This is a genomic window from Tabrizicola fusiformis, assembly GCF_013328815.1.
GTDB lineage: Bacteria > Pseudomonadota > Alphaproteobacteria > Rhodobacterales > Rhodobacteraceae > Fuscibacter.
Window position 1 is genome coordinate 174,661 of record NZ_JABUHN010000005.1, and the last position, 20,189, is coordinate 194,849.

Consider the following 20,189-nt stretch of genomic DNA (forward strand, 5'->3'; position numbering starts at 1 on the left):
TCTGCCCCCGTTGGCAGAAGGGGGCCCGTCGCCATGCGGCGGGCCCTTTCATTTTACCAGACGAGGTTTCCATGTCCGACAAACCCGGGATCGAGGCGCGGTTCGAGCGCGGTCTTTTCGCCAGCCGCTGGCTGATGGCGCCGATGTATCTGGGGCTGGTGATCAGCCTGGCGATGCTTCTGGTGATCTTCCTCAAGGAACTGGCCTATTACGCGCCGCAGGCCCTGACCCTGACCGCCGATCAGGGGATTCTGGCAATCCTGACGCTGATCGACCTCAGCCTTGCCGCCAATCTGCTGTTGATCGTGCTGTTCTCGGGCTATGAGAATTTCGTCTCCAAACTGGAAATCGGCGATACCGCCGACCGGCCCGACTGGATGGGCAAGGTCGATTTCTCGGGGCTGAAGATGAAGCTGATCGCCTCGATCGTGGCGATTTCGGGGATCCATCTGCTCAAGGTCTTCATGGCGCTGGGCAAGGGGGATCCGGCCCATTCGCCGACCGCCGAGACGCTGCGCTGGATGGTGATCATTCACCTGACCTTCGTGATCTCGGGGGTGCTACTGGCGCTGATGGACTGGCTGGCGGCCAAGACCGACAAGCACTGAGGGACCAATCATGACCCATCCCGTCCATGCCCGTATCGAGGGGCCGCTGGTGATGATCGGCTTCGGCTCGATCGGGCGCGGCACGCTGCCGCTGATCGAGCGCCACATCGCGTTCGACCGCGACCAGTTCACCGTGATCGAACCCTCGGGCGAATTTGCCCATATCCTGAAGGAGCATGGCATCCGCCACCTGCAACTGGCCCTGACCGAAGCGAATTTTGCCGAGGTGCTGCGCGGGCTGTTCCCGAACGGCAAGGGGTTCGTGGTGAACCTTTCGGTCGATGTGGATTCGGTGGAGCTGATGACGCTCTGCCAGGAACTGGGCGTGCAATATATCGACACCGTGGTCGAACCTTGGCCCGGTTTCTACTTCGGCTCGCCCCTGCCCAATGCCGAGCGGACGAATTACCCGCTGCGCGAACGGGTGCGCGAGCTGGGCAAATCCTATGTCGGCGGGCCGACGGCGGTCTCGTGCTGCGGCGCCAATCCGGGGATGGTGTCGTGGCTCTTCAAAGAGGCGCTGCTGCGTCTGGCAGCCGATACCGGCGTGACGGCGACCCCGCAAAGCCGCGCGGATTGGGCCCTGCTGGCGATGACGCTGGGCGTCAAGGGCGTGCATGTCGCCGAACGTGACACCCAGATTTCGGCGCGGCCCAAACCGGCGGGGGTTTTCGTCAACACCTGGTCGGTGGACGGGCTTTTGTCCGAGGGCTATCAGCCCGCCGAGCTGGGCTGGGGCACCCATGAGAAGAAACTGCCGCCCGAAGGCCACCGCTTTGACCATGGCCCGGGCTATGCCATCTGGATCGACCGGCCCGGCGCCGATACCCGCGTGCGGTCATGGTGCCCCGGGGTGGGGCCGCAATTCGGCTATGTGGTGACCCATAACGAGGCGCTGTCGATTCCCGATTACTATACCGTCTGGGATGGGCCGCAGGCGCTGTATCGCCCGACCTGCCATTACGCCTATCACCCCTGCAACGATGCGATCCTGTCCTTGCATGAAATCAACGGCGCGGGCCTGCTGCCGGAAGAAAAGCACATCCTGACCGCGGACGAGATTGTGGCGGGTGGCGACGATCTGGGCGTTTTCCTTTATGGCCATGCCAAGGGGGCGATGTGGTATGGCTCGCGGCTGACGATGGATCAGGCACGCGCTCTGGCGCCCTATCAGAATGCCACCGGGATGCAGGTGACCTCTGCGGTGCTGGCGGCGATGGTCTGGGTTGCCGAAAATCCGCGGGCCGGCTTCGTCGAAGCCGACGAGATGGACCACGCCCGTTGCCTTGAGGTGCAGCGCCCCTATCTGGGCAGCGTCGAATGCCACTACACCGACTGGACGCCCTTGCAGAACCGCATCAACCGCTTTGCCGGCGACCGGGACGAGGATGACCCCTGGCAATTCACCAATTTCCTTGCGGTCTGAGACAGCCCCAAAATGAATAGCGCCGCCGTTTCTTGCGAAACGGCGGCATTTTTCTTTTCTCGCCTCTGGCGTGCCGCCAACCGGCTCGGGCAGATGCCTCCGGCGGGGATATTTGCGCCAAGATGAATGGGGTGGATTTCATCTTGGCCTAAATATCCCGGGGGCCCGGGGGCTGGCCCCCGGTCCGGGGTCTCAGCCGCGCAGCGTCTTGCAGAAGGGCTCGAACAGGGCCTCATTGGCGGCGATCACGGCGCCTTTGCCAAGGATGTCTTCGCCCTCGCGCACCGGGCCGACCATGCCGCCCGCTTCCTTGACGAGGAGCAGGCCCGCCGCGATGTCCCAGGGCTGCAGCTCGCGTTCCCAATAGCCTTCGTAGCGGCCCGCGGCGACATAGGCGAGGTCGAGCGAGGCGGCGCCCCAGCGGCGCACGCCGGCGCAGGTGGGCATCAGCCGGGCAAGGTCTTGCAATGTGGCGGGCAGGGTCTTTTTCGCGGCGAAGGGAACGCCGGTGGCGAAGACCGCCTCGATCATCTGGCGGCGGCCCGAGACACGAATGCGGCGGCTGTCGTTCAGCCAGGCGCCGGCGCCCTTCTCGGCCCAGAACATCTCGTCCTTTGCCGGGTCATAGACCACGGCCGAGACGATTTCGCCCTTGTGTTCCAGCGCGATCGAAATGGCCCAATGCGGCATCCCGTGCAGGAAGTTGGTGGTGCCGTCAAGCGGATCGACGATCCAGCGGCGGGTGGGGTCTTGCCCCTCTTCGCCGCCGGTTTCCTCGCCCAGCCAGCCATAGGTGGGGCGGCCGCCCATCAGCTCTTCCTTGATCAGGCGTTCGGCCTCACGGTCGGCTTTCGACACGAAATCGCCCGGTCCTTTGGAAGAGACCTGAAGGTTTTCGACTTCACGGAAGTCTTTGACCAGCGATTTGGCAGCCTTGCGGGCGGCCTTGATCATCAGGTTGAGGTTGGCGCTGCCTTGCATCGGGGACTCCTGCCGTTCAAGCGCCTTCCCCTACACGCGCAGGGGGCAGAAGGGAAGGGGGCGCGCATCAGCCGCCCCCCAGTTCGGCGGCCAGGAAGGGTTCCGGGCTGTCCACTTCGGTCAGTTGGCCGCGGCTGATCTGCCAGAACCGGGTGGCTGTGGCGCGCAGGAAGGCGCGGTCATGGCTGACCAGAAGGCAGGCGGCCTCTTGCCGGCACAGCTCGGCTTCGAGCATCTCCTGCCCTTCCAGATCAAGATGGTTGGTCGGTTCGTCCAGCAGGTAGAGGTTCGGCCGCTGCAACCGCAGCATCAGCAGGGCCAGTCTGGCCCGCTGCCCGCCGGAAAGCTGACCTGCCGGGCGGGTCTGGGCCTCGGGGCGGAGACCGGCGGCGGCCAGCGCGCTGCGGGTCTGGGCGTCGCCGGGGCCAAGGCGGCTGACCAGATCAAAGGGGGTAACCTCTGTCGGCACCTGCCGCAGAAGCTGGTCGGAATGGCCGATTGCCGCGCTGGGGGCGACGCGCAGCGACGCCTCTCCGGTGCGGGCCGCCGCCAGAACCGCCTTGATCAGCCGGGTCTTGCCGCTGCCATTGGCGCCAAGCAGAACCACCCGGTCGCCCGGCACGATCCATTTGCGTCCGGTGCGGAACAGCAGGCGCCCGTCGGGTGTCGCGATCGCGGCATCCTCAAGCGTCAGGAGGGCGCGGGCATGGCTGGCCGTGCCTTCCAGACGGATCGTCCCGGCGCCGGTCTCACGGTGGGCGGGGCGGGCGGCGGCCTCGATCCTTGCGGCGCGGTCGCCCAATTGGCGGGTCTTCAGCGTCAGCAGGTCCGAGCCGGAGTTGATGCCGATGTTCTTCAGCTTGGCCGCCTGCCGCCGCAACTGATCGGCCTTGGCCAGATCGTTGCGAAAGCGGCGGTCGTCGGCGGCATCGGCTTCGTGCAGCGCGGCGCGTGCCGCAGTGAAGGGCAGGGCGAAGAGGCGGCTGGCGGTTTCGCGCAGGAAAAGGCTGCGGCTTGTGACGTTATCAAGGAAGGCACGGTCATGGCTGGTGACGATCACCGCGGTCTGGCGTGGCAGGGTTTCGAGCCAGCGTTGCAGATGGCCGATCCGGGCAAGGTCGAGGTGGTTCGTCGGTTCGTCCAGCAGGTAGAGATCGGGGTCGCCCACCGCCGCGCGGGCCAGAAGCACGCTGCGCTGCCAGCCGCCCGAGAGTGTGGCAAGCGGCTGATCGCGCAGCGCCTGCGGGATGGCCAGATCGTCCAGCGCGATATCGACGCGCCATTCCTCGCTGGGGTCGGCAAGTCCGGTGGCCACGGCCTGCCGCAAGGGCAGCGGGGCAAGATCGGGCGGCAGATTCTGCGGCACGAAGGCCGTCTGCAGGCCGCGGGCACGGGTGATGTCGCCTGCGGTCGGGTCGATGCTGCCTGCAAGGCAGCGCAGCAGCGCGGTCTTGCCGCGCCCGTTGGCGGCAACAAGGCCAAGGCGGTCACCGGCGGCAAGGGTGAAGGAAAGGTCAGAGAAAAGCGGCTGGCCAAGGGTCAGCGCAAGGGCGCGGGCGGAAAGAAGGGTCATGGGACAGGTCCGGTCGATCAGGGCAGACGGGCGCTATTGCGCCGGGGGATCGGGCGGACCTTGGGAATGTGCCTTCGGTCAGCCCTGCGGGTTGCGCAGGGCCGAAACAGGGCCGGGTCGCCGGGCCTTGTAGCAATGGGCTTTGGGTTGCAGCATCGACATGCGGCAATGATGCCGGATTGCCGTCCGCCGTCAAGCCTGACTGCGCTGCATCTTCACCGGCTCGGACCGGCAGAGGCGCAGGAAATGTGCCATGAAGGGTTTGCTGACATCTTCTTCGCGGGTGGCGGCGTAGAGGCGTTTGGTGATCTCGCCCGGGCCGAGGGGGCGGGTGAGGTAATCGTCACTGCCCTTCACCTCGCGCAGCACCCAGTCGGGCAGCACCGCCACCCCCCGCCCCGAGGCGACCAGCATCAGGATCACCGCCGTCAGTTCCGCCGTGCGCTGGGCGCGGGGTTCCACCTTGGCCGGCGTCAGAAGTTCAGTGAAAACGTCCAGTTTGTCGCGGCCCACCGGATAAGTGATCAGCACCTGCTCGCGGAAATCCTCGGCCTCGATGAAGGGTTTGGCGCAGTTGGGCGTGTTGGCGGCAGCAACGAAGGTGGGGTGGTAATCGAACAGCGGGTTGAAGGTGATGCCGGGCAGGGTGACCGGATCGGAGGAAATCACAAGATCGACCTCTTCGCGGTTCAGCGCGGGCATCGCATCAAAGGCCAGACCGGCGCGGATATCGACATCAACCTCGGGCCAGGCGTGACGGAAGAGTTCCAGCACCGGGAACAGCCAATCAAAGCAGGCATGGCATTCGATGGCGATGTGCAGCCGCCCGGTCTTGCCCGAGCGCAGCGCGCGGAACTCTTCCTCCATCGCGTCGATTTCAGGCAGGATGCGTTCGGCGGCGCGCAGCATTCGGTGCCCCGCCGCCGAGAGCCGCATGGGTTTGGACCGGCGGACGAAAAGCTCCATCCCGGCCTGATCCTCAAGCCCGGCCACCTGATGCGACAGGGCGGATTGCGTCATGTTCAGCATCTCGGCGGCACGGGCAAGGCCGCCGGCCTGATGGATGGCGCGGATGGTGCGCAGGTGGCGGAGTTCGATATACATGCGGACAACCTCATAATGATCGTGAGGATTATGAATTGGCCTCACAATGCCGAATCTGCGACAAAGGGGCAAGTCCAAGGAGCAGACCATGACCCAGACCCCGCGCATCTCGTTCGAGTTTTTCCCGCCGCAATCGCTGGACGCTTCGTTCCGGCTTTGGGAAACGGTGCAGGCTCTGGCGCCGATGGGGCCGGATTTCGTCTCGGTCACCTATGGGGCGGGCGGCACCACCCGCAAGCTGACCCATGACGCGGTGGGCACGATCCACCGCAACTATGGGCTGAACGTGGCGGCGCATCTGACCTGCGTCGATGCGTCGAAGGCCGAAACGCTTGAGATTGCCGAAGCCTATCATGCCGCCGGTGTGCGCGAGATCGTGGCGCTGCGCGGCGATGCCCCGGCCGGTGCGGCGCGCTTCACGCCGCATCCCGAAGGCTTTGCCAATTCGGCCGAGCTGGTCGAGGCGCTGGCCAAGACCGGCAAGTTCAAGGTCCGCGTCGGCGCCTATCCCGAGCCGCACCCGGATGCCGCCGATACGGCGCAGGATGTCACCTGGCTGAAACGCAAGATCGACGCCGGGGCCTCGTCGGCCATCACCCAGTTCTTCTTTGATGCCGATACCTTCTTCCGCTTCCGCGATGCCTGCGCGAAGGCCGGGATCACGGCGCCGGTCATCCCGGGGATCCTGCCGATTCAGGGCTGGGCGGGTGTCAAGAAATTCGCCGCCCGCTGTGGCGCCAAGGTTCCGGCCCGGCTGGACGAGGCGTTCACCACCGCCGCCCGCGATGGCCGCGAAGACCTGCTTGCGCTGGCGCAATGCACCGCGCTCTGCGACCGGCTGATCGAAGGCGGCGTGGACGCCTTGCATTTCTACACGCTGAACCGTCCGGGTCTGACCCGCGAAGTGGTGCGCGCCCTTGGGCTGGTGCCCGAGGTCGCCCTGGAAAAGGTTGCCTGAGCCAGTCGTTCCCTGTCGGCTCGTCCCCATGAAGGCAACCTTTCGCGCGCGCCCTGCCGGGCGCGCGCCTTTTCATTCGCGTTGCGGCGGCTTTGCAGCCCGGCGGCGGATCGGCTAGTCTGACGCCGGATGTAAGGGCCAGATGCAGGGGCCAGATGCAGGGGAATGCCGCCGTGACCAAGCCGATCTTCGTTCTGAACGGACCGAACCTGAACCTTCTGGGCCAGCGCCAGCCGGAAATCTATGGCCGCGAGACGCTGGAAGACGTGGCGCAGGCGCTGTCGGAACTGTCCGAGGAGCTGGGCCTGTCGGTGCGCTGCCTGCAATCCAACCATGAAGGCCAGTTGATCGACTGGATTCAGCAGGCCCGGCGTGATGCCGCGGGCATCATCATCAACCCGGGCGCCTACAGCCACACATCGGTGGCCATTCTGGATGCGCTGAACGCCTTTGACGGGCCGGTGCTGGAGGTTCACATCTCGAACATCCACAAACGTGAGGCGTTCCGGCACCATTCCTTCGTCTCGGCCCGGGCCGAAGGGGTGATCGCGGGCTTCGGCACCGAAGGCTATCTTCTGGCGCTGCGCCGGATGGCGACGCTTGTCGCCGGGCGCTGACCTGACGCGCGGCGCGGGCGGCGATGTGGAAGCCTCCGGCGGGGATATTTTGGCCAAGATGAATGCAGGATTTCGCAGCCATCCTGCCGCCCGGCTGTTCGATGCCGGGGGCGAGGTGGCCTTGACCCCTGTCGCGCGGCCTGCGGTGCTGGAGGACCGGCCCGGGGCGGCGGCGCTTCTTGCGGCTTTGGGCCGCGGGGCGGGGTTCCGCATCGGCGGCGCGGGGCCGGCGCCCGAGGGGGAGGGGGTGTTTGAAACGCTCACCTCCGGTTCATCGGGCGAACCGCGCCGTATCAGGCGCAGCGTTGCTTCGTGGCAGGCGAGTTTTGCTGTGAATGCGGGGCTTTTTGGCATCGGGCCGGGGCAGGCGGTGGCGGTTCTGGGGCGGCTTTCACATTCGCTGGCGCTTTACGGCGCGCTGGAGGGGCTGGCGCTGGGGGCGGCGGTGCATCTGCTGGACGGGTTGCGTCCCGACCGGCAGCGGGCGGCACTGGCGGCGCGGGGCGTGACGGTCATCCATGCCACGCCGGCGCAACTGCGCCTGTTGGTCGAGGCGGGCGGGCCGCTGCTGCCCGAGTTGCGGCTGGTGCTGGTGGGGGGATCGAAGCTGGACCCGGGCCTGAGGTCCGCGATGGCCGCGATGGCCCCGGGGGCGGCGCTGCGCGAGTTTTATGGCGCGGCGGAGGCGAGTTTCATCACCCTTGCCGATGCGGATACGCCTGCGGATTCGGTCGGTGCCCCCTATCCGGGGGTGGAGGTGCAGTTGCGCGGCGGGGAGCTGGGCGAAATCTGGGTGCGCAGCCCCTATTTGTTTCAGGGTTATGGCGGCGACGATCCGGGCAGCGCGCGCTGGGATGCGGGCTGGCTTTCGGTGGGGGAGATGGGCTGGCTGCGGCAGGGCCATCTTTATCTGGCCGGGCGGGCCGGGCGCATGGTGACGGTGGCCGATCAGAACGTCTTTCCCGAAGAGATCGAGGCGTTGATGCAGGGCCTGTCGGGCGTGGCCCGGGTGGCGGTGCTGCCGCGGCCCGACGGTTTGCGCGGGCAGGTTCTGATCGCGGTCTGTCAGGGCGATCCGGCGGCAGAGGCAGAGATTTTGCGGGCGGCGCGGCAGGTGCTTGGCCCGCTCAAGGCGCCGCGGGCGCTGATCTGGCGGCAGGATTGGCCGGTCCTCGCCTCGGGCAAGAGCGATCTGGAGCGGATCGACCGGGAGGCCGGGCCATGGCCGTGATCCTTGCCGCAAGGCGGACGGCGGTGGTGCCGCGCGGCGGGGCCTTTGCCCGGCTGTTGCTGGAAGAGCTGGCGGCGCCGGTGATTGCCGCAGTTCTGGCCGATGCCGGATTGCCCGCCGCGATGGTGGATGAGGTGATTGCCGCCAATGCCTTGGGGGCTGGGGGCAATCCGGCGCGGCGGCTGGCGCTGGCGGCGGGGTTGCCAGAACGGGTGGCGGGGCTGACGATCGACCGGCAATGCGTGGGCGGGCTGGATGCGATCCTGCTGGCGCGGGCGCTGGTGGACAGTGGGGCGGCGCGGATCGTGCTGGCCGGGGGTGTCGAAAGCTATTCCCGCCGGCCGCTGCGCCTTGCGACCGACCCGGACGGGGGGCCGCCGATGCCCTATGACCAGCCGCCCTTTACGCCATGGCCCGGGCGCGACCCTGACATGACTGCGGCGGCGGCGGCACTGGCCGACCGGCTGGACCTGAGCCGCGCCGCGCAAGAGGATTGGGCCGCGGCAAGTCACGCCCGGGCGCTGCGCGCCGCGCCGCAGGGCATCGTGGCGCTGAACGGGCAGGAGCGTGACCCCTTTGCCCGGGCTTTGCGCCCCGGTCTTCTGGCGCGTGCGCCGGTTCTGGCGGGCAGCATCACGGCGGCAACGGCGGCGGTTGCGGCGGATGCGGCGGCCTTCGCTCTGGTCGCGGGCGATGATCTGGCCCGCCCCGGGGCGTTGCGGCTTGGCCCCGGGCGCACGCTGGGCGCTGCGCCGGAAGAGCCGGGGCTGGCCCCGGTTCCGGCAATCCGCGCCGTGCTGGCCGAGGCGGGGCTGATGCCCGCCGATCTGACGCAGGTCGCGTTGATGGAGGCTTATGCGGCGCAGGCGATGGCTTGTGCGCGGCTGGCGCTGGCGGGTCTCGACCCGGAGCGGATCAACCCGGACGGCGGTGCGCTGGCCCGCGGGCATCCGATTGGCGCCTCGGGCGCCGTTCTGGCGGTGGAGTTGTTCCACGGCTTGCGCGCCGGGCCCGGCCTTGCCGCCATTGCGGCGGCGGGGGGGCTGGGCAGCGCGCTGATCGTCAGGCGATAGGGCGGGGGTTCCCCCGCCCCGGCCGGTCAGGCCCGCGACAACAGCGAGGCGGGCCGCATCCTGGCCACGGTTGCCGTCACCGCCGCGGCGATCACCGCCTTGATGATATCGCCCGGCAGGAACAGCGCGCAAAGCGCCACCGGCAGCGGCAATTCGCGGTAGGCGGGCAGGTCGGCGAACATCTTGGCAAGGCTCTCCTCGCTCAGATGCGCGGCCATGACCGGCACGCCGATGGCATAAAGCACGACGATCCCGCCCAGAACCGCGCCGGCAAAGGCAGCAATCCCGACCCGCGCCCGCAGGTTCTGCACGACCAGCCCGGCAACAAAGGCCGCCACCGGAAAGCCGATCAGGAACCCGCCGCGCGGGCCAAAGAACATGCCTAGGCCACCAACCCCGCCCGCCAAGAGCGGCAGACCCGCCGCGACCAGCGCGATGAACAAAAGTGCGGCAAGCCCGCCCCGTTTCGCCCCCAGCACCGTGCCGCAGAGCATGATGCCCAGCGACTGGCCGGAAATCGGCACTCCGGTTGCCAGCATCATCGACGGCATCAGCCCCAGCGCCGCGATCAGCGCGGAAAAAAGGGCGATATGGGTCAGGCTCTTTTCCATGGTAAAACTCCTGTTGCGCCAAGGGGCATTACCCTGCACCACCCCTTGCGCGCAAGGCTTCGGCAACGCGGTCTGCATCGTCCAGCGCCGCCATCGTCGCCGGCAGGATCACCCGCCAGCCCGGGCGCCGGGCCGAACGTGCCCGCCAGCTTTCGGCAATCTGGGCGCTGCGAAGCTGCATCACCGGCAGAAAGCGGATCACCAGCGCCACCGCAAGGCCGATCATCCGGGGCGAAAGACCAAGCCGGGCAAGGGGCCGCAGCAGCCATTCGAACACTGCCAGCATATCGCTCAGTCGGGTGGTCATCGTCACGAAATTCGCGGCGGCAACGGCGGTGGCCATCCGCAACAGAATGACCAGCCCACCCGGGTCGCGCAGCCACAGATGCCAGAGTGCCACCAGCGCGACAAAGGGCCACAGCGGCCGCAGCATCCGCAGGCTCGCACCGGCAAAGCGGCGCCCACCGCTTGCGATCAGTGCCAGCACCGCCACAAGGGCGACCGTCAGGGGCAGGATGCCGTGCAGGCTGAACAACAGCAGCGTTCCGGCGCAAAGCAGCGCCAGCTTCACCCCGGCGGGCCAGCGATGCGCCCAGATCTCAACCGGAGAGGTGAGTGTCAGCATCCTGCTCTCCCAGACGGGCCATTTCGGCGCGGAAGGCGGGCAGCACTTCGCCCGGGGGGCCGTCGGCGCGCAACCGGCCCGCGTCAAGCCAGATCACCCGCTCGGCCGTGGCGACGGCGGCGGGATCATGCGAGATGGTGATCAGCCGTTGCGGCAATGCGGCAAAGCGCCGGATCAGGCGGGCCTGCGTCGGCAGGTCCAGCCCGGCAAAGGGTTCGTCAAGAAGGATCGTCGCGGGCTGCATCATCAGCACCGCCATCAGGCAAAGATATTGCTTCTGCCCCTGGCTGAGGGTGTGGCAATGCGCGTCATGCCAATGGCTGCGCCCTTCGCCGGCAAGGGCGGCGCGCACGCGCTCGGCGGCTTCGGCGGCGGGCAGGCCCTGCTGGCGCAGGCCAAAGGCCAGTTCCTCGGCCACGGTGGGAAACAGGATCTGATGGTCGGGGTTCTGGAACAGGATGCCCAAGTGCCGCAGCATCGCCTTGCGGTCGCGGCAAGGGTCGATGCCGCCGACGCGCACCTGACCGCCGTCCGGCGCGATCAGCCCCGCCATCAGCCGCAGAAGCGTGGTCTTGCCCGAACCGTTGCGCCCGATGATGCCGATGCGCCCTTCGTCCAGATGCAGCGAGAGGTCCGACAGCACCGCACGCCCCGCAAGGCGGACCTGCACATCGGTCAGCACGATGCCAGAGGCGGAATGGGGCATGGCGGTCCTTCGGCTCTTTGCGGCGGGTTGTAGCCGCTGCGCCGCCGCGGGAAAAGCGGCAATCCTTGCCGCCTTGCGCCCCCGGTTCGGTCCGCGTTCAGTCCAGCCGGGACAAGAGCCCGCCCGCCTGCCGCAGGATGCGCCCCTCAAGCTCCAGCGTGACAAGGGCCGGGGCCAGCGTCGCGGGGGGCAGCGCAAGGTCGCGCAGCAACTGATCCTCGGCCAGCGGGCTAGGCCCCAGTCGGGCAAGGATCAGGCTGTGGACCGCCGCAATCTCGTGCAGCGGGCGGGCGGCGGGTTGCGGGCCGGGCAGCGGCGGGGCTGGTTTGGCTGTCATGGCGGGGGCGGGCAATGCCGCTTCGATCCCCAGCGCCTCAAGCACGTCTTGCGGGCCGCGCACCAGAACCGCCCCTTCGCGCAGAAGCTGGTTGCAGCCCGCCGCCCTTGCGTCAAACGGATGGCCTGGCACTGCCATCACCTCACGCCCCTGATCCAGCGCGTTTTTCGCGGTGATCAGACTGCCCGAGCGGGTGGCCGCCTCGACCACCACAACGGCGCGGGCAAGGCCCGAGATGATCCGGTTGCGCTGCGGAAAATGCCGGGTCTGCGGTTGCAGCCCCATCGGATGTTCGGACACAAGGCAGCCGTTGCGGGCGATATCGGCGGCAAGACCGGCATGTTCTTCGGGGTAGGGCACATCCAGCCCGCCCGCCATCACGGCAACCGTGCCGGTCGCCAGCGCGGCGCGATGCGCCTCGGCGTCGATCCCGCGGGCGAGGCCCGAAACCACGACCTGCCCCGCCGCGCCCAACCCCTCGGCCAGCCGCCCCGCCATGCGCAGGCCAAGCGATGAGGCGTTGCGCGCCCCCACCATGGCCACCATGGGCCGGGCCAGCAGGCCCGGATCGCCCTTGGCCCAAAGGATCGGCGGCGCATCGGGCAGGTCCATCAGCGCCGCCGGATAGCCGGGCTGGCCGTGGATCAAGAGCCGGGCGCCCGCCAGCCGCCCCCCGGCCATTTCATGACGGGCCACCTCGGCGGGGCAGACATGATATTCCGTCAGTCCCGCTGCGCGGGCGATGCCGGGCAGGGCGGCAAGGGCCGCCCCGGCGCTGCCATGTTCGGCCAGCAGGCGATGATAGGTCACCGCCCCCACCCGGCGCGAGCGGATCAGTTGCAGGCAGGCCAGCGCCGCCTCTGCCCGCGCCGTGGCGCGGCCCGCGTCTAGGTCCATCGCAATCCCCCTCTGGTGCATCTGTGGTTCGGTGGCAGCCGTAGCAGATGTCGGCAGAGTGACTCGCCAAGGTTAACAACTGATGAATCCCGCCTTGGACCTAAAATCCTGCCAGACTGGACCTATGGAACGGTGCCATCGCGGTTGAAGCGGCGGCCAAAACTTGATCAAATGCGCGCAGCCGGGCGCGGTGTGACAAACCCGCCCCCAACCGCTTTTCCGCATATCCCGGAGGATACCGCCATGTTGAACGCCGATGTCGCCAAGCGCCGCACAGATGCCATTTCGCGCGGGGTGGGCATGCAGACCCAGATATATGTCGATCGGGCGCTGAACTCGGAAGTCTGGGATATCGAGGGCAACCGCTATATCGACTTTGCCGCCGGCATCGCCGTGGTCAACACCGGCCATTGCCACCCCAAGGTGATGGACGCGGTGAGCAAGCAACTGTCGAAATTCACCCATACCTGCCATCAGGTGCTGCCTTATGAGCATTACATCCGTCTGGCCGAGCGTCTGAACGCGCTGGTTCCGGGGGAGGGGCCGAAGAAGACCGTTTTCGTCACCACCGGTGCCGAAGCGGTAGAGAATGCGATCAAGGTGGCACGCATCGCCACCGGCCGCAGCGCGATCATCGCCTTTGGCGGCGCGTTCCACGGCCGCACCTTCCTGGGCATGTCGCTGACGGGCAAGGTTGACCCCTACAAGAAGGGCTTCGGCGCGATGATGCCCGATGTCTGGCATGTGCCCTTCCCGCAGGAAGTTCACAACATCACCACCGAAGACGCGATGGCGGGGCTGACCAAGCTCTTCAAGGCCGATCTGGACCCGGCCCGCGTGGCGGCCATCATCTTTGAACCCGTGCAGGGCGAGGGCGGTTTCTATCCGGCGCCGAAGGATCTGGTGAAGGCCATCCGCAAGCTGTGTGACGATCATGGCATCGTGATGATCGCCGATGAGGTGCAGACCGGCTTTGCCCGCACCGGCACCGTCTTCTGCATGGAGCAATATGGCGTGGCCGCCGACATCACCACCATGGCCAAGGGTCTGGCGGGCGGGCTGCCGTTGGCGGCGCTGACCGGCAAGGCCAGCCTGATGGACGCGGCCCATCCCGGCGGTCTGGGCGGCACCTATGGCGGCAACCCGCTGGGCATCGCTGCTGCGAATGCCGTGCTGGACGTGATCGAGGAAGAGCAGCTTTGCGCCCGCGCCAATGAGTTGGGCAGCCGTCTGAAACAGCGGCTTGAGGCGATCCGCTCGGTCACGCCGGAAATCGTCGATATCCGGGGTCCGGGCTTTATGGTGGCGGTCGAATTCGCCAATCCGTCGAACCACGCGCCGGATGCCGATTTCACCAACCGCGTGAAGAATGAGGCGCAGAAGCGCGGGCTGATCCTGCTGACCTGCGGGGTTTACGGCAACGTGGTCCGCTTCCTGGCGCCGATCACCATTCAGGACGAGATCTTCAACGAAGCCATGGGCATTCTTGAGGAAGCGGTCGCGGCAGCCCGTCAGGGCTGATCCCCTCCGTCAGCCAGTCATGCGGGGCCCTCCGGGGCCCCGTTTGCATTCGGCATCCAGTGATAATGGGTGTCCAGCGCCTCGGCCTGTCCCGCCTGAAAGCCGCAGGACAGGTAAAAGCCGTTGGCGGGACTGCCGTTCAACGCCATCAGCCGCAGGGGAAGGGCCAGCGCGCGGGCCTCGTCCTGCACCTGCGCGACGATCTGCCGCCCGATGCCCTGCCCCTGAAACGCCTCCAACAGGTAGAGGTGATCCAGATAGAGATGATCGGGGCGCTGGCGCAGCACCAGCCCCCCGGCCAGCGTGCCGCCCACCCGCACCAGCCGCGTATCGGCTGCCAGATAGCCCGACAGGAAGCGGTCCCGTGCCCGTGTGGCATCGAACCGGCCCGCTGCCATCAGGCTGGGGCGCATTGCCTGCACCCGCAGTTCGGCAAGGGCAGGGGCGTCGCTGTCGGTGGCGGGATCAAGCCGCCAGATCGGGTCGGTCATGCGGGGCCTTTGGCTGGTTCGGGGCATCCTAGGCGGCACGGCGCGGAATGTCCCGTCTGCCGTAGGGTGCGTGCTTGCACGCACCCTACCTGGTGGCCGTCGTGGGCCTTGCCCTGCGCCCGGCTTCCTGCCCATTCTGCGGCAAACGGGGGATGGCATGACGGAGTTGAACTGGTTTTCGGCGGAAGAGATGGCGGCGGGGTTCCGCACAGGGGCGTTTTCGCCGGTCGAGGTGCTGCAGGACTGTCTGGCGCAGGCCGCCCGCTGGGAGGGGCGGCTGAATGCGCTGACCCTGACCGATGCCGAAGGGGCGCTGGCGCAGGCGACGGCGAGTGCGGCGCGCTGGGCGGCGGGGGTGCCACTTTCGCCGCTGGACGGGGTGCCGGTGCTGATTAAGGATCTGCTGCTGACGGCGGGGCAGCCCTGCCTGCGCGGCTCGTGGACGGTGGATGCCCGTGGCCCGTGGGAGCAGGATGCCCCCGCGGTCGCCCGGCTGCGTGCGGCGGGGGCGGTGCTGATGGCGCGCACCGCCACGCCGGAAATCGGCTGGAAAGGTGTCACCGACAGCCCGCGTCAGGGCATCACCCGCAATCCATGGGACATCACAAAGACCCCGGGCGGATCGTCCGGTGGCGCCTCGGCGGCGCAGGCGGCGGGCTATGCGCCGCTTGCGCTGGGCACTGATGGCGGCGGATCAATCCGCATTCCGGCGGGGTTTACCGGGACTTATGGGCTGAAACCTTCGTTCGGGCGGGTGCCGGCCTGGCCGCTGTCGCCTTTTGGCACGGTGGCCCATGTCGGCCCGATGACACGCACTGCCCGCGATGCGGCGCTGCTGCTGGATGTGATCAGCCGCCCCGATGCGCGGGACTGGCACGCGCTGCCGTATGACAGCGCCAGCCACCTGCCGGAACATCCCAGCCTGAAGGGCCTGCGCATTGCCTTCTCCCCCCGCCTTGGCCATGCCACGGTTGACCCGGAGGTGGCGGCGCTGGTGCGGGCCGCCGTGGGCGTGATGGAGGCGGCAGGCGCCATCGTGACCGAAACCGATCCGGGGTTCGCCGATCCGGTGGAATGTTTCCGCACGCTCTGGTGGGCGGGGGCGGGGGCCGCGCTGGCCCATGTGACCGACCGCAGCCGCCTTGACGCCGGCCTTGCCCGCGCGCTGGACGAGGCCGAGGAGATCACGCTGGAGACCTATCTTGCCGCCACGCGCGAGCGCGGCGCGCTGGGGGCACAGATGCGGGGCTTCATGCTGGATTATGACCTTCTGGTCACGCCCAGCCTGCCGATTGCCGCCTTTGCGGCGGGCGAACTTGCCCCGCCCGGCAGCGACCCGCGTCTTGCCTGGCTGCCCTGGACGCCGTTTTCCTATCCGTTCAACCTGACGCAGCAACCGGCCGCCTCGGTGCCTTGCGGATTCACCGCCGCCGGGCTGCCGGTGGGGGTGCAACTGGTGGGGCCGATGTTCGCCGACCGCGCGGTTCTGGCCGCCTCGGCAGCGCTGGAAACCGTGCTTGCCCTGCCGCTGCGGCGTCCGGCATAACAGCCAAAACGGGGGCAAGATGAGCTATCTGAGCGAGGCCAAGGACGCGGCCGGGGTGAATGTGATGGAACTGGGCGCCCAGGTGATGGCGCAGGGCGGTCCGGGGAGCTGGACGCAACTGCGCCAGATCCTGGGGCTCTGGCTGCGGCTGCGCGGCTTCAAGGCCGAGGAATACTATACTTATGGCCTTTGGCGGCGCGATCTGCCCGCGAATTTCCTGCGCGAGTTTCAAACGGCGGGTGTCCGCAAAGCCTTCAACGACGCCTTGGTGATGCCCGAGCGCGGTCACCCCAAGGAGGTGCTGAAAGACAAGGTGGCGACCGAGACCATCCTGCGCGCGCGTGGCCTGCCGGTGACGCGCACGCTGGCGGCCTATGGCCCGGCCACGGATGATCCGGGCATCCGCCACCTGTCGGATGCCGCCGATATTGCCCGCTGGCTGAGTGATCCGGCCCATCTGCCCGCCTTCGGCAAACCCCGGTTTGACAGCTTTGCCCGGGGCGCCGCCGCCATAACGGGCAGCGACAGTGCGGGTAACCTGCATTTTCTGAACGGGCGCGAGGTGCCGGCACTGGCCTTGGGTGCCGAGATCGAGGCGGATTGGGCGCGCGGCTATCTGTTCCAGCCGTTCTACCGCTGCGACGCCGCGCTGCGGGCGCATGTCGGCGCGGCAATGGCCTCAATCCGCATCTGCACGCTGCGCACCGATCGCGGGATTGAACCCTGGTATGCGGTGATCCGCATTCCGGCGCAAAAGGCGATGCATGACGGCGATGCCAAGGGGCCGCGCATCTGGGGCCTGATCGACTGTGACAGCGGCCGCGTGCTGCGGCTGGCCGAGCTGCGCGACCCGATGGCGGGGCCGATCACCCATGTCTTCAACCCCGACACGCCCTTTCTTGGCACCACCCTGCCGCATTGGCCGCAGGCGATGGCAGCCTGTCTTGCCGGGCATGAGGCGTTCGAGGGGCATGGCATCATCGGCTGGGATGTGTTCCTGACCGAGGAGGGCGCGCTGCTGAATGAGGCGAATGACAATCCGGGCCATGTCTATCAGGTCGCGGCGGGACGGGGCCTGCGCAACCCCGATCTGGAACCGGCCTATCAGCGCGCGCTGGCCCATGCCCGGGCGATCAACGCGGCGGACGGGGTGTCGCAGCCGCGATGAGCGGCGGTTGACAAGCGCGCGCTCTGCCCCACATGGTGCCTCGCCATCGTTTCAGCCCTGCGAGAGAAGTTTTCCATGCCTGTCGTCGTTGTCGAATCTCCCGCCAAGGCCAAGACAATCAACAAATATCTTGGTTCGGACTATACGGTTCTGGCCTCATACGGCCATGTCCGCGACCTGCCCGCCAAGGATGGTTCGGTCGATACCGAGCATGATTTCGCCATGCTGTGGGAGGTTGCGCCCGAAAGCCGCAAGCATGTGAAGGCGATTGCCGAGGCGCTGAAAACCGATGATCAGCTTATCCTTGCCACCGACCCCGACCGCGAGGGGGAGGCGATTTCCTGGCACCTGCAAGAGGCGCTGGCGAGCAGCCTGAAGAAGGGCAAGACGGTCAGCCGCGTCACCTTCAACGCCATCACCAAAGAGGCGGTGACCGAGGCGATGAAGAAACCGCGTCAGGTGGATACACCCTTGGTCGAGGCTTATCTTGCCCGCCGCGCGCTGGACTATCTTGTGGGGTTCACCCTGTCGCCGGTCCTCTGGCGCAAGCTGCCGGGGGCCAAGTCGGCGGGCCGGGTGCAATCGGTCTGCCTGCGCCTGATCGTCGAGCGCGAAATGGAGATCGAAGCCTTCCGTCCGCGCGAATTCTGGACGGTGACGGCCACGCTGGAAACCCCGCGCGGCCAGCAATTCGATGCCCGGCTGATCAGCCTTGCCGGCAAGAAGCTGGACAAATTCGACATTCCCACCGCCGAAGCTGCCGAAATTGCGGTTCACGCTGTCAATTCCCGAACCTTGACGGTGCAAAGCGTTGAAGCGAAGCCGGCGGCGCGCAACCCCTATGCGCCCTTCATGACCTCAACCCTGCAACAAGAGGCCAGCCGCAAGTTCGGTATGGGCGCCAAGGTCTGCATGAATGCAGCACAACGCCTGTATGAGGCGGGGCACATCACCTATATGCGGACCGACGGCATCGACATGGCGCCCGAGGCGGTGACTGCCGCCCGCGCCGAGATTGCCGAACGGTTCGGCGCGGCCTATGTCCCCGACGCGCCGCGCATCTACAAGAACAAGGCCAAGAACGCGCAGGAAGCGCATGAATGCATCCGCCCCACCGTGATGTCGGACGGGCCGGAAAAGCTGCGGCTGACCGATGCCGACCAGCGCCGGCTTTATGATCTGATCTGGAAGCGCACGTTGGCCAGCCAGATGGCGGCGGCCCGGCTGGAACGCACCACGGTCGATGTGGCCAGCCCCGACGCGCAGGTGATCCTGCGCGCGACTGGGCAGGTCGTGCTGTTTGACGGCTTCCTCAAGGTATATGACGAGGGCCGCGATGATGACGAAGGCGATGACGCCCGCCTGCCGCAGATCATGGCGAACGAAGCGGTGGACAAGCGCAAGGTCGCGCCGGAACAGCATTTCACCCAAGCCCCGCCGCGCTATACCGAAGCGACACTGGTCAAGCGGATGGAAGAACTCGGCATCGGGCGGCCTTCGACCTATGCCAGCGTCCTGACCACGATTCAGGACCGCGAATATGTCCGCAAGGACAAGAACCGCCTGTTCCCCGAGGACAAGGGCCGTCTGGTGACGGCCTTCCTGACCAACTATTTCCGCAAATATGTGGAATACGATTTCACCGCCGACCTTGAGACCGAACTGGACGATGTTTCGGCGGGTGAGCGGGAATACAAGGATGTTCTGGCCCGCTTCTGGCGCGATTTTTCGGCGGCGGTGGCCGAGACTGCCGATTTGCGCATTTCCGAAGTGCTGGAAAAGATTGATGAGTTTCTGGCGCCGCATCTTTACCCGCTGCGCGCCGATGGGTCGGACCCGCGCATCTGCCCGACCTGCGGCACCGGGCGGCTGCATCTGAAAACCGCGCGCTCGGGCGGGGCCTTCATCGGCTGCGGCAATTATCCCGAATGCCGCTATACCCGTCCGATCTCTGTCGCCGAAGACAGCGGCGCGCTGTCGGCGGATGGCAAGATTCTGGGGCAGGACGAAGAGGGCAACCCGATTTCGGTGCGCGCGGGCCGGTTCGGCCCCTATGTGCAGCGCGGCGAGGCGACGGCGGAACAGCCCAAGCCCCCCCGCGCCAGCCTGCCCAAGGGCTGGGCGCCGGATGCCGTGACGCTGGAACGCGCGCTGGACCTGCTGAACCTGCCGCGCCGGATCGGCCCGCATCCCGAAACCGGCGAGATGGTCGAGGCGTCGATCGGCCGCTTTGGCCCCTATGTCAAACACGGCGCGACCTATGCCAACATCCCCGATGTCGAAGAGGTCTTCACCATCGGCATGAACCGCGCGGTTGAAGTTCTGGCGCAGAAGGCGGCGCGCGGGCCGGGGCGCTCCACAGCGCCCGCCGGGCCGCTCAAGGTGCTGGGCGAACATCCCGATGGCGGCGAGGTGCAGGTGATGCCGGGCCGCTATGGGCCTTATGTCAAATGGGGCAAGGTCAACGCCACGCTGCCGAAGGATATGGACCCCGAGGCGGTGACGCTGGACGAAGCCCTGGCGCTGGTGGCCGAAAAGGCCGGCAAGGGCGGCAAGGCGGCCAAGAAGGCCCCGGCCAAAAAGGCGGCCAAGCCCAAGGCGGAAACCGCAGCCAAACCGGCGAGCAAAGCCAAGGCCGCCGCCAAACCTGCGGAAAAGACCGCCACTAAGGCAAAGGCGGCGGCCAAGCCCAAAGCCGCGGTTGAAGGGTAAGATC

General features: G+C 67.3%; 18 protein-coding genes. 10 read left to right on the forward strand and 8 right to left on the reverse strand.

The window, feature by feature from the left end; genetic code table 11:
- The first annotated feature begins 71 nt into the window (after window positions 1–71).
- Both HS053_RS09785 and HS053_RS09790 read left to right on the forward strand, forming a co-directional pair.
- Window positions 72–608 (forward strand): TIGR00645 family protein, encoded by a 537-nt coding sequence (locus HS053_RS09785; RefSeq protein WP_174211055.1) that lies wholly within the window; start codon window positions 72–74, stop codon window positions 606–608.
- Window positions 609–618: 10 nt separating this feature from the next.
- Entirely contained in the window at window positions 619–2,034 is a 1,416-nt protein-coding gene (locus HS053_RS09790) for a homospermidine synthase (protein ID WP_174211056.1), read from the forward strand.
- 192 nt (window positions 2,035–2,226) lie between these two features.
- Here the strand turns inward: HS053_RS09790 and HS053_RS09795 are convergent, their stop codons facing one another.
- The 3 genes from HS053_RS09795 to HS053_RS09805 all read right to left on the reverse strand — a co-directional run bounded on the left by HS053_RS09795 (window position 2,227) and on the right by HS053_RS09805 (window position 5,692).
- Window positions 2,227–3,015, reverse strand: coding sequence for an inositol monophosphatase family protein (locus HS053_RS09795; protein ID WP_174211057.1), 789 nt, complete (start codon window positions 3,013–3,015; stop codon window positions 2,227–2,229).
- Window positions 3,016–3,082: 67 nt separating this feature from the next.
- A complete protein-coding gene (locus HS053_RS09800; protein WP_174211058.1) occupies window positions 3,083–4,588 on the reverse strand; it encodes an ATP-binding cassette domain-containing protein in 1,506 nt (501 codons plus the stop codon).
- A 192-nt stretch (window positions 4,589–4,780) separates the two neighbouring features.
- Window positions 4,781–5,692 (reverse strand): LysR family transcriptional regulator, encoded by a 912-nt coding sequence (locus HS053_RS09805; RefSeq protein WP_174211059.1) that lies wholly within the window; start codon window positions 5,690–5,692, stop codon window positions 4,781–4,783.
- 88 nt (window positions 5,693–5,780) lie between these two features.
- Here HS053_RS09805 and metF point away from each other — a divergent pair, with 88 nt between their 5' ends.
- The 4 genes from metF (at window position 5,781) to HS053_RS09825 (ending at window position 9,571) form a co-directional block, all read left to right on the forward strand.
- Window positions 5,781–6,650: a methylenetetrahydrofolate reductase [NAD(P)H] gene (gene metF / locus HS053_RS09810; protein WP_174211060.1), complete on the forward strand. Its 870-nt coding sequence runs from the start codon at window positions 5,781–5,783 to the stop codon at window positions 6,648–6,650.
- A gap of 173 nt (window positions 6,651–6,823) precedes the next feature.
- The gene (aroQ, locus tag HS053_RS09815) at window positions 6,824–7,267 is read left to right on the forward strand and encodes a type II 3-dehydroquinate dehydratase (protein ID WP_174211061.1); all 444 of its coding nucleotides are present in this window, start codon (window positions 6,824–6,826) and stop codon (window positions 7,265–7,267) included.
- A gap of 58 nt (window positions 7,268–7,325) precedes the next feature.
- Window positions 7,326–8,498, forward strand: coding sequence for an AMP-binding protein (locus HS053_RS09820; RefSeq protein ID WP_174211062.1), 1,173 nt, complete (start codon window positions 7,326–7,328; stop codon window positions 8,496–8,498).
- On the forward strand, window positions 8,489–9,571 hold the full coding sequence (locus tag HS053_RS09825; protein WP_174211063.1) for a thiolase family protein: 1,083 nt from the start codon (window positions 8,489–8,491) through the stop codon (window positions 9,569–9,571). Before HS053_RS09820 ends, HS053_RS09825 begins: the two co-directional genes overlap by 10 nt.
- Before the next feature lie 26 nt (window positions 9,572–9,597).
- On the opposite strand, the gene HS053_RS09830 is transcribed toward HS053_RS09825, so the two are convergent.
- The 4 genes from HS053_RS09830 to dprA all read right to left on the reverse strand — a co-directional run bounded on the left by HS053_RS09830 (window position 9,598) and on the right by dprA (window position 12,747).
- Window positions 9,598–10,182: a biotin transporter BioY gene (locus tag HS053_RS09830; protein WP_174211064.1), complete on the reverse strand. Its 585-nt coding sequence runs from the start codon at window positions 10,180–10,182 to the stop codon at window positions 9,598–9,600.
- Between the two features lie 28 nt (window positions 10,183–10,210).
- On the reverse strand, window positions 10,211–10,807 hold the full coding sequence (locus tag HS053_RS09835; RefSeq protein WP_174211065.1) for an energy-coupling factor transporter transmembrane component T family protein: 597 nt from the start codon (window positions 10,805–10,807) through the stop codon (window positions 10,211–10,213).
- Entirely contained in the window at window positions 10,782–11,513 is a 732-nt protein-coding gene (locus tag HS053_RS09840) for an energy-coupling factor ABC transporter ATP-binding protein (protein WP_174211066.1), read from the reverse strand. Before HS053_RS09840 ends, HS053_RS09835 begins: the two co-directional genes overlap by 26 nt.
- A gap of 97 nt (window positions 11,514–11,610) precedes the next feature.
- The gene (gene dprA / locus HS053_RS09845; protein WP_174211067.1) at window positions 11,611–12,747 is read right to left on the reverse strand and encodes a DNA-processing protein DprA; all 1,137 of its coding nucleotides are present in this window, start codon (window positions 12,745–12,747) and stop codon (window positions 11,611–11,613) included.
- A gap of 243 nt (window positions 12,748–12,990) precedes the next feature.
- On the opposite strand from dprA, the gene HS053_RS09850 reads away from it, so the two are divergent.
- Window positions 12,991–14,268, forward strand: coding sequence for a 4-aminobutyrate--2-oxoglutarate transaminase (locus tag HS053_RS09850; RefSeq protein ID WP_174211068.1), 1,278 nt, complete (start codon window positions 12,991–12,993; stop codon window positions 14,266–14,268).
- Between the two features lie 17 nt (window positions 14,269–14,285).
- Here the strand turns inward: HS053_RS09850 and HS053_RS09855 are convergent, their stop codons facing one another.
- A complete protein-coding gene (locus HS053_RS09855) occupies window positions 14,286–14,759 on the reverse strand; it encodes a GNAT family N-acetyltransferase (RefSeq protein WP_174211069.1) in 474 nt (157 codons plus the stop codon).
- Window positions 14,760–14,916: 157 nt separating this feature from the next.
- On the opposite strand from HS053_RS09855, the gene HS053_RS09860 reads away from it, so the two are divergent.
- The 3 genes from HS053_RS09860 to topA all read left to right on the forward strand — a co-directional run bounded on the left by HS053_RS09860 (window position 14,917) and on the right by topA (window position 20,185).
- Complete coding sequence (locus tag HS053_RS09860) at window positions 14,917–16,305, forward strand: amidase (protein WP_174211070.1); 1,389 nt, start codon at window positions 14,917–14,919, stop codon at window positions 16,303–16,305.
- 19 nt (window positions 16,306–16,324) lie between these two features.
- Window positions 16,325–17,473: a sugar-transfer associated ATP-grasp domain-containing protein gene (locus HS053_RS09865; protein ID WP_174211071.1), complete on the forward strand. Its 1,149-nt coding sequence runs from the start codon at window positions 16,325–16,327 to the stop codon at window positions 17,471–17,473.
- Between the two features lie 75 nt (window positions 17,474–17,548).
- A complete protein-coding gene (topA, locus tag HS053_RS09870) occupies window positions 17,549–20,185 on the forward strand; it encodes a type I DNA topoisomerase (RefSeq protein ID WP_174211072.1) in 2,637 nt (878 codons plus the stop codon).
- Window positions 20,186–20,189 lie beyond the last annotated feature (4 nt).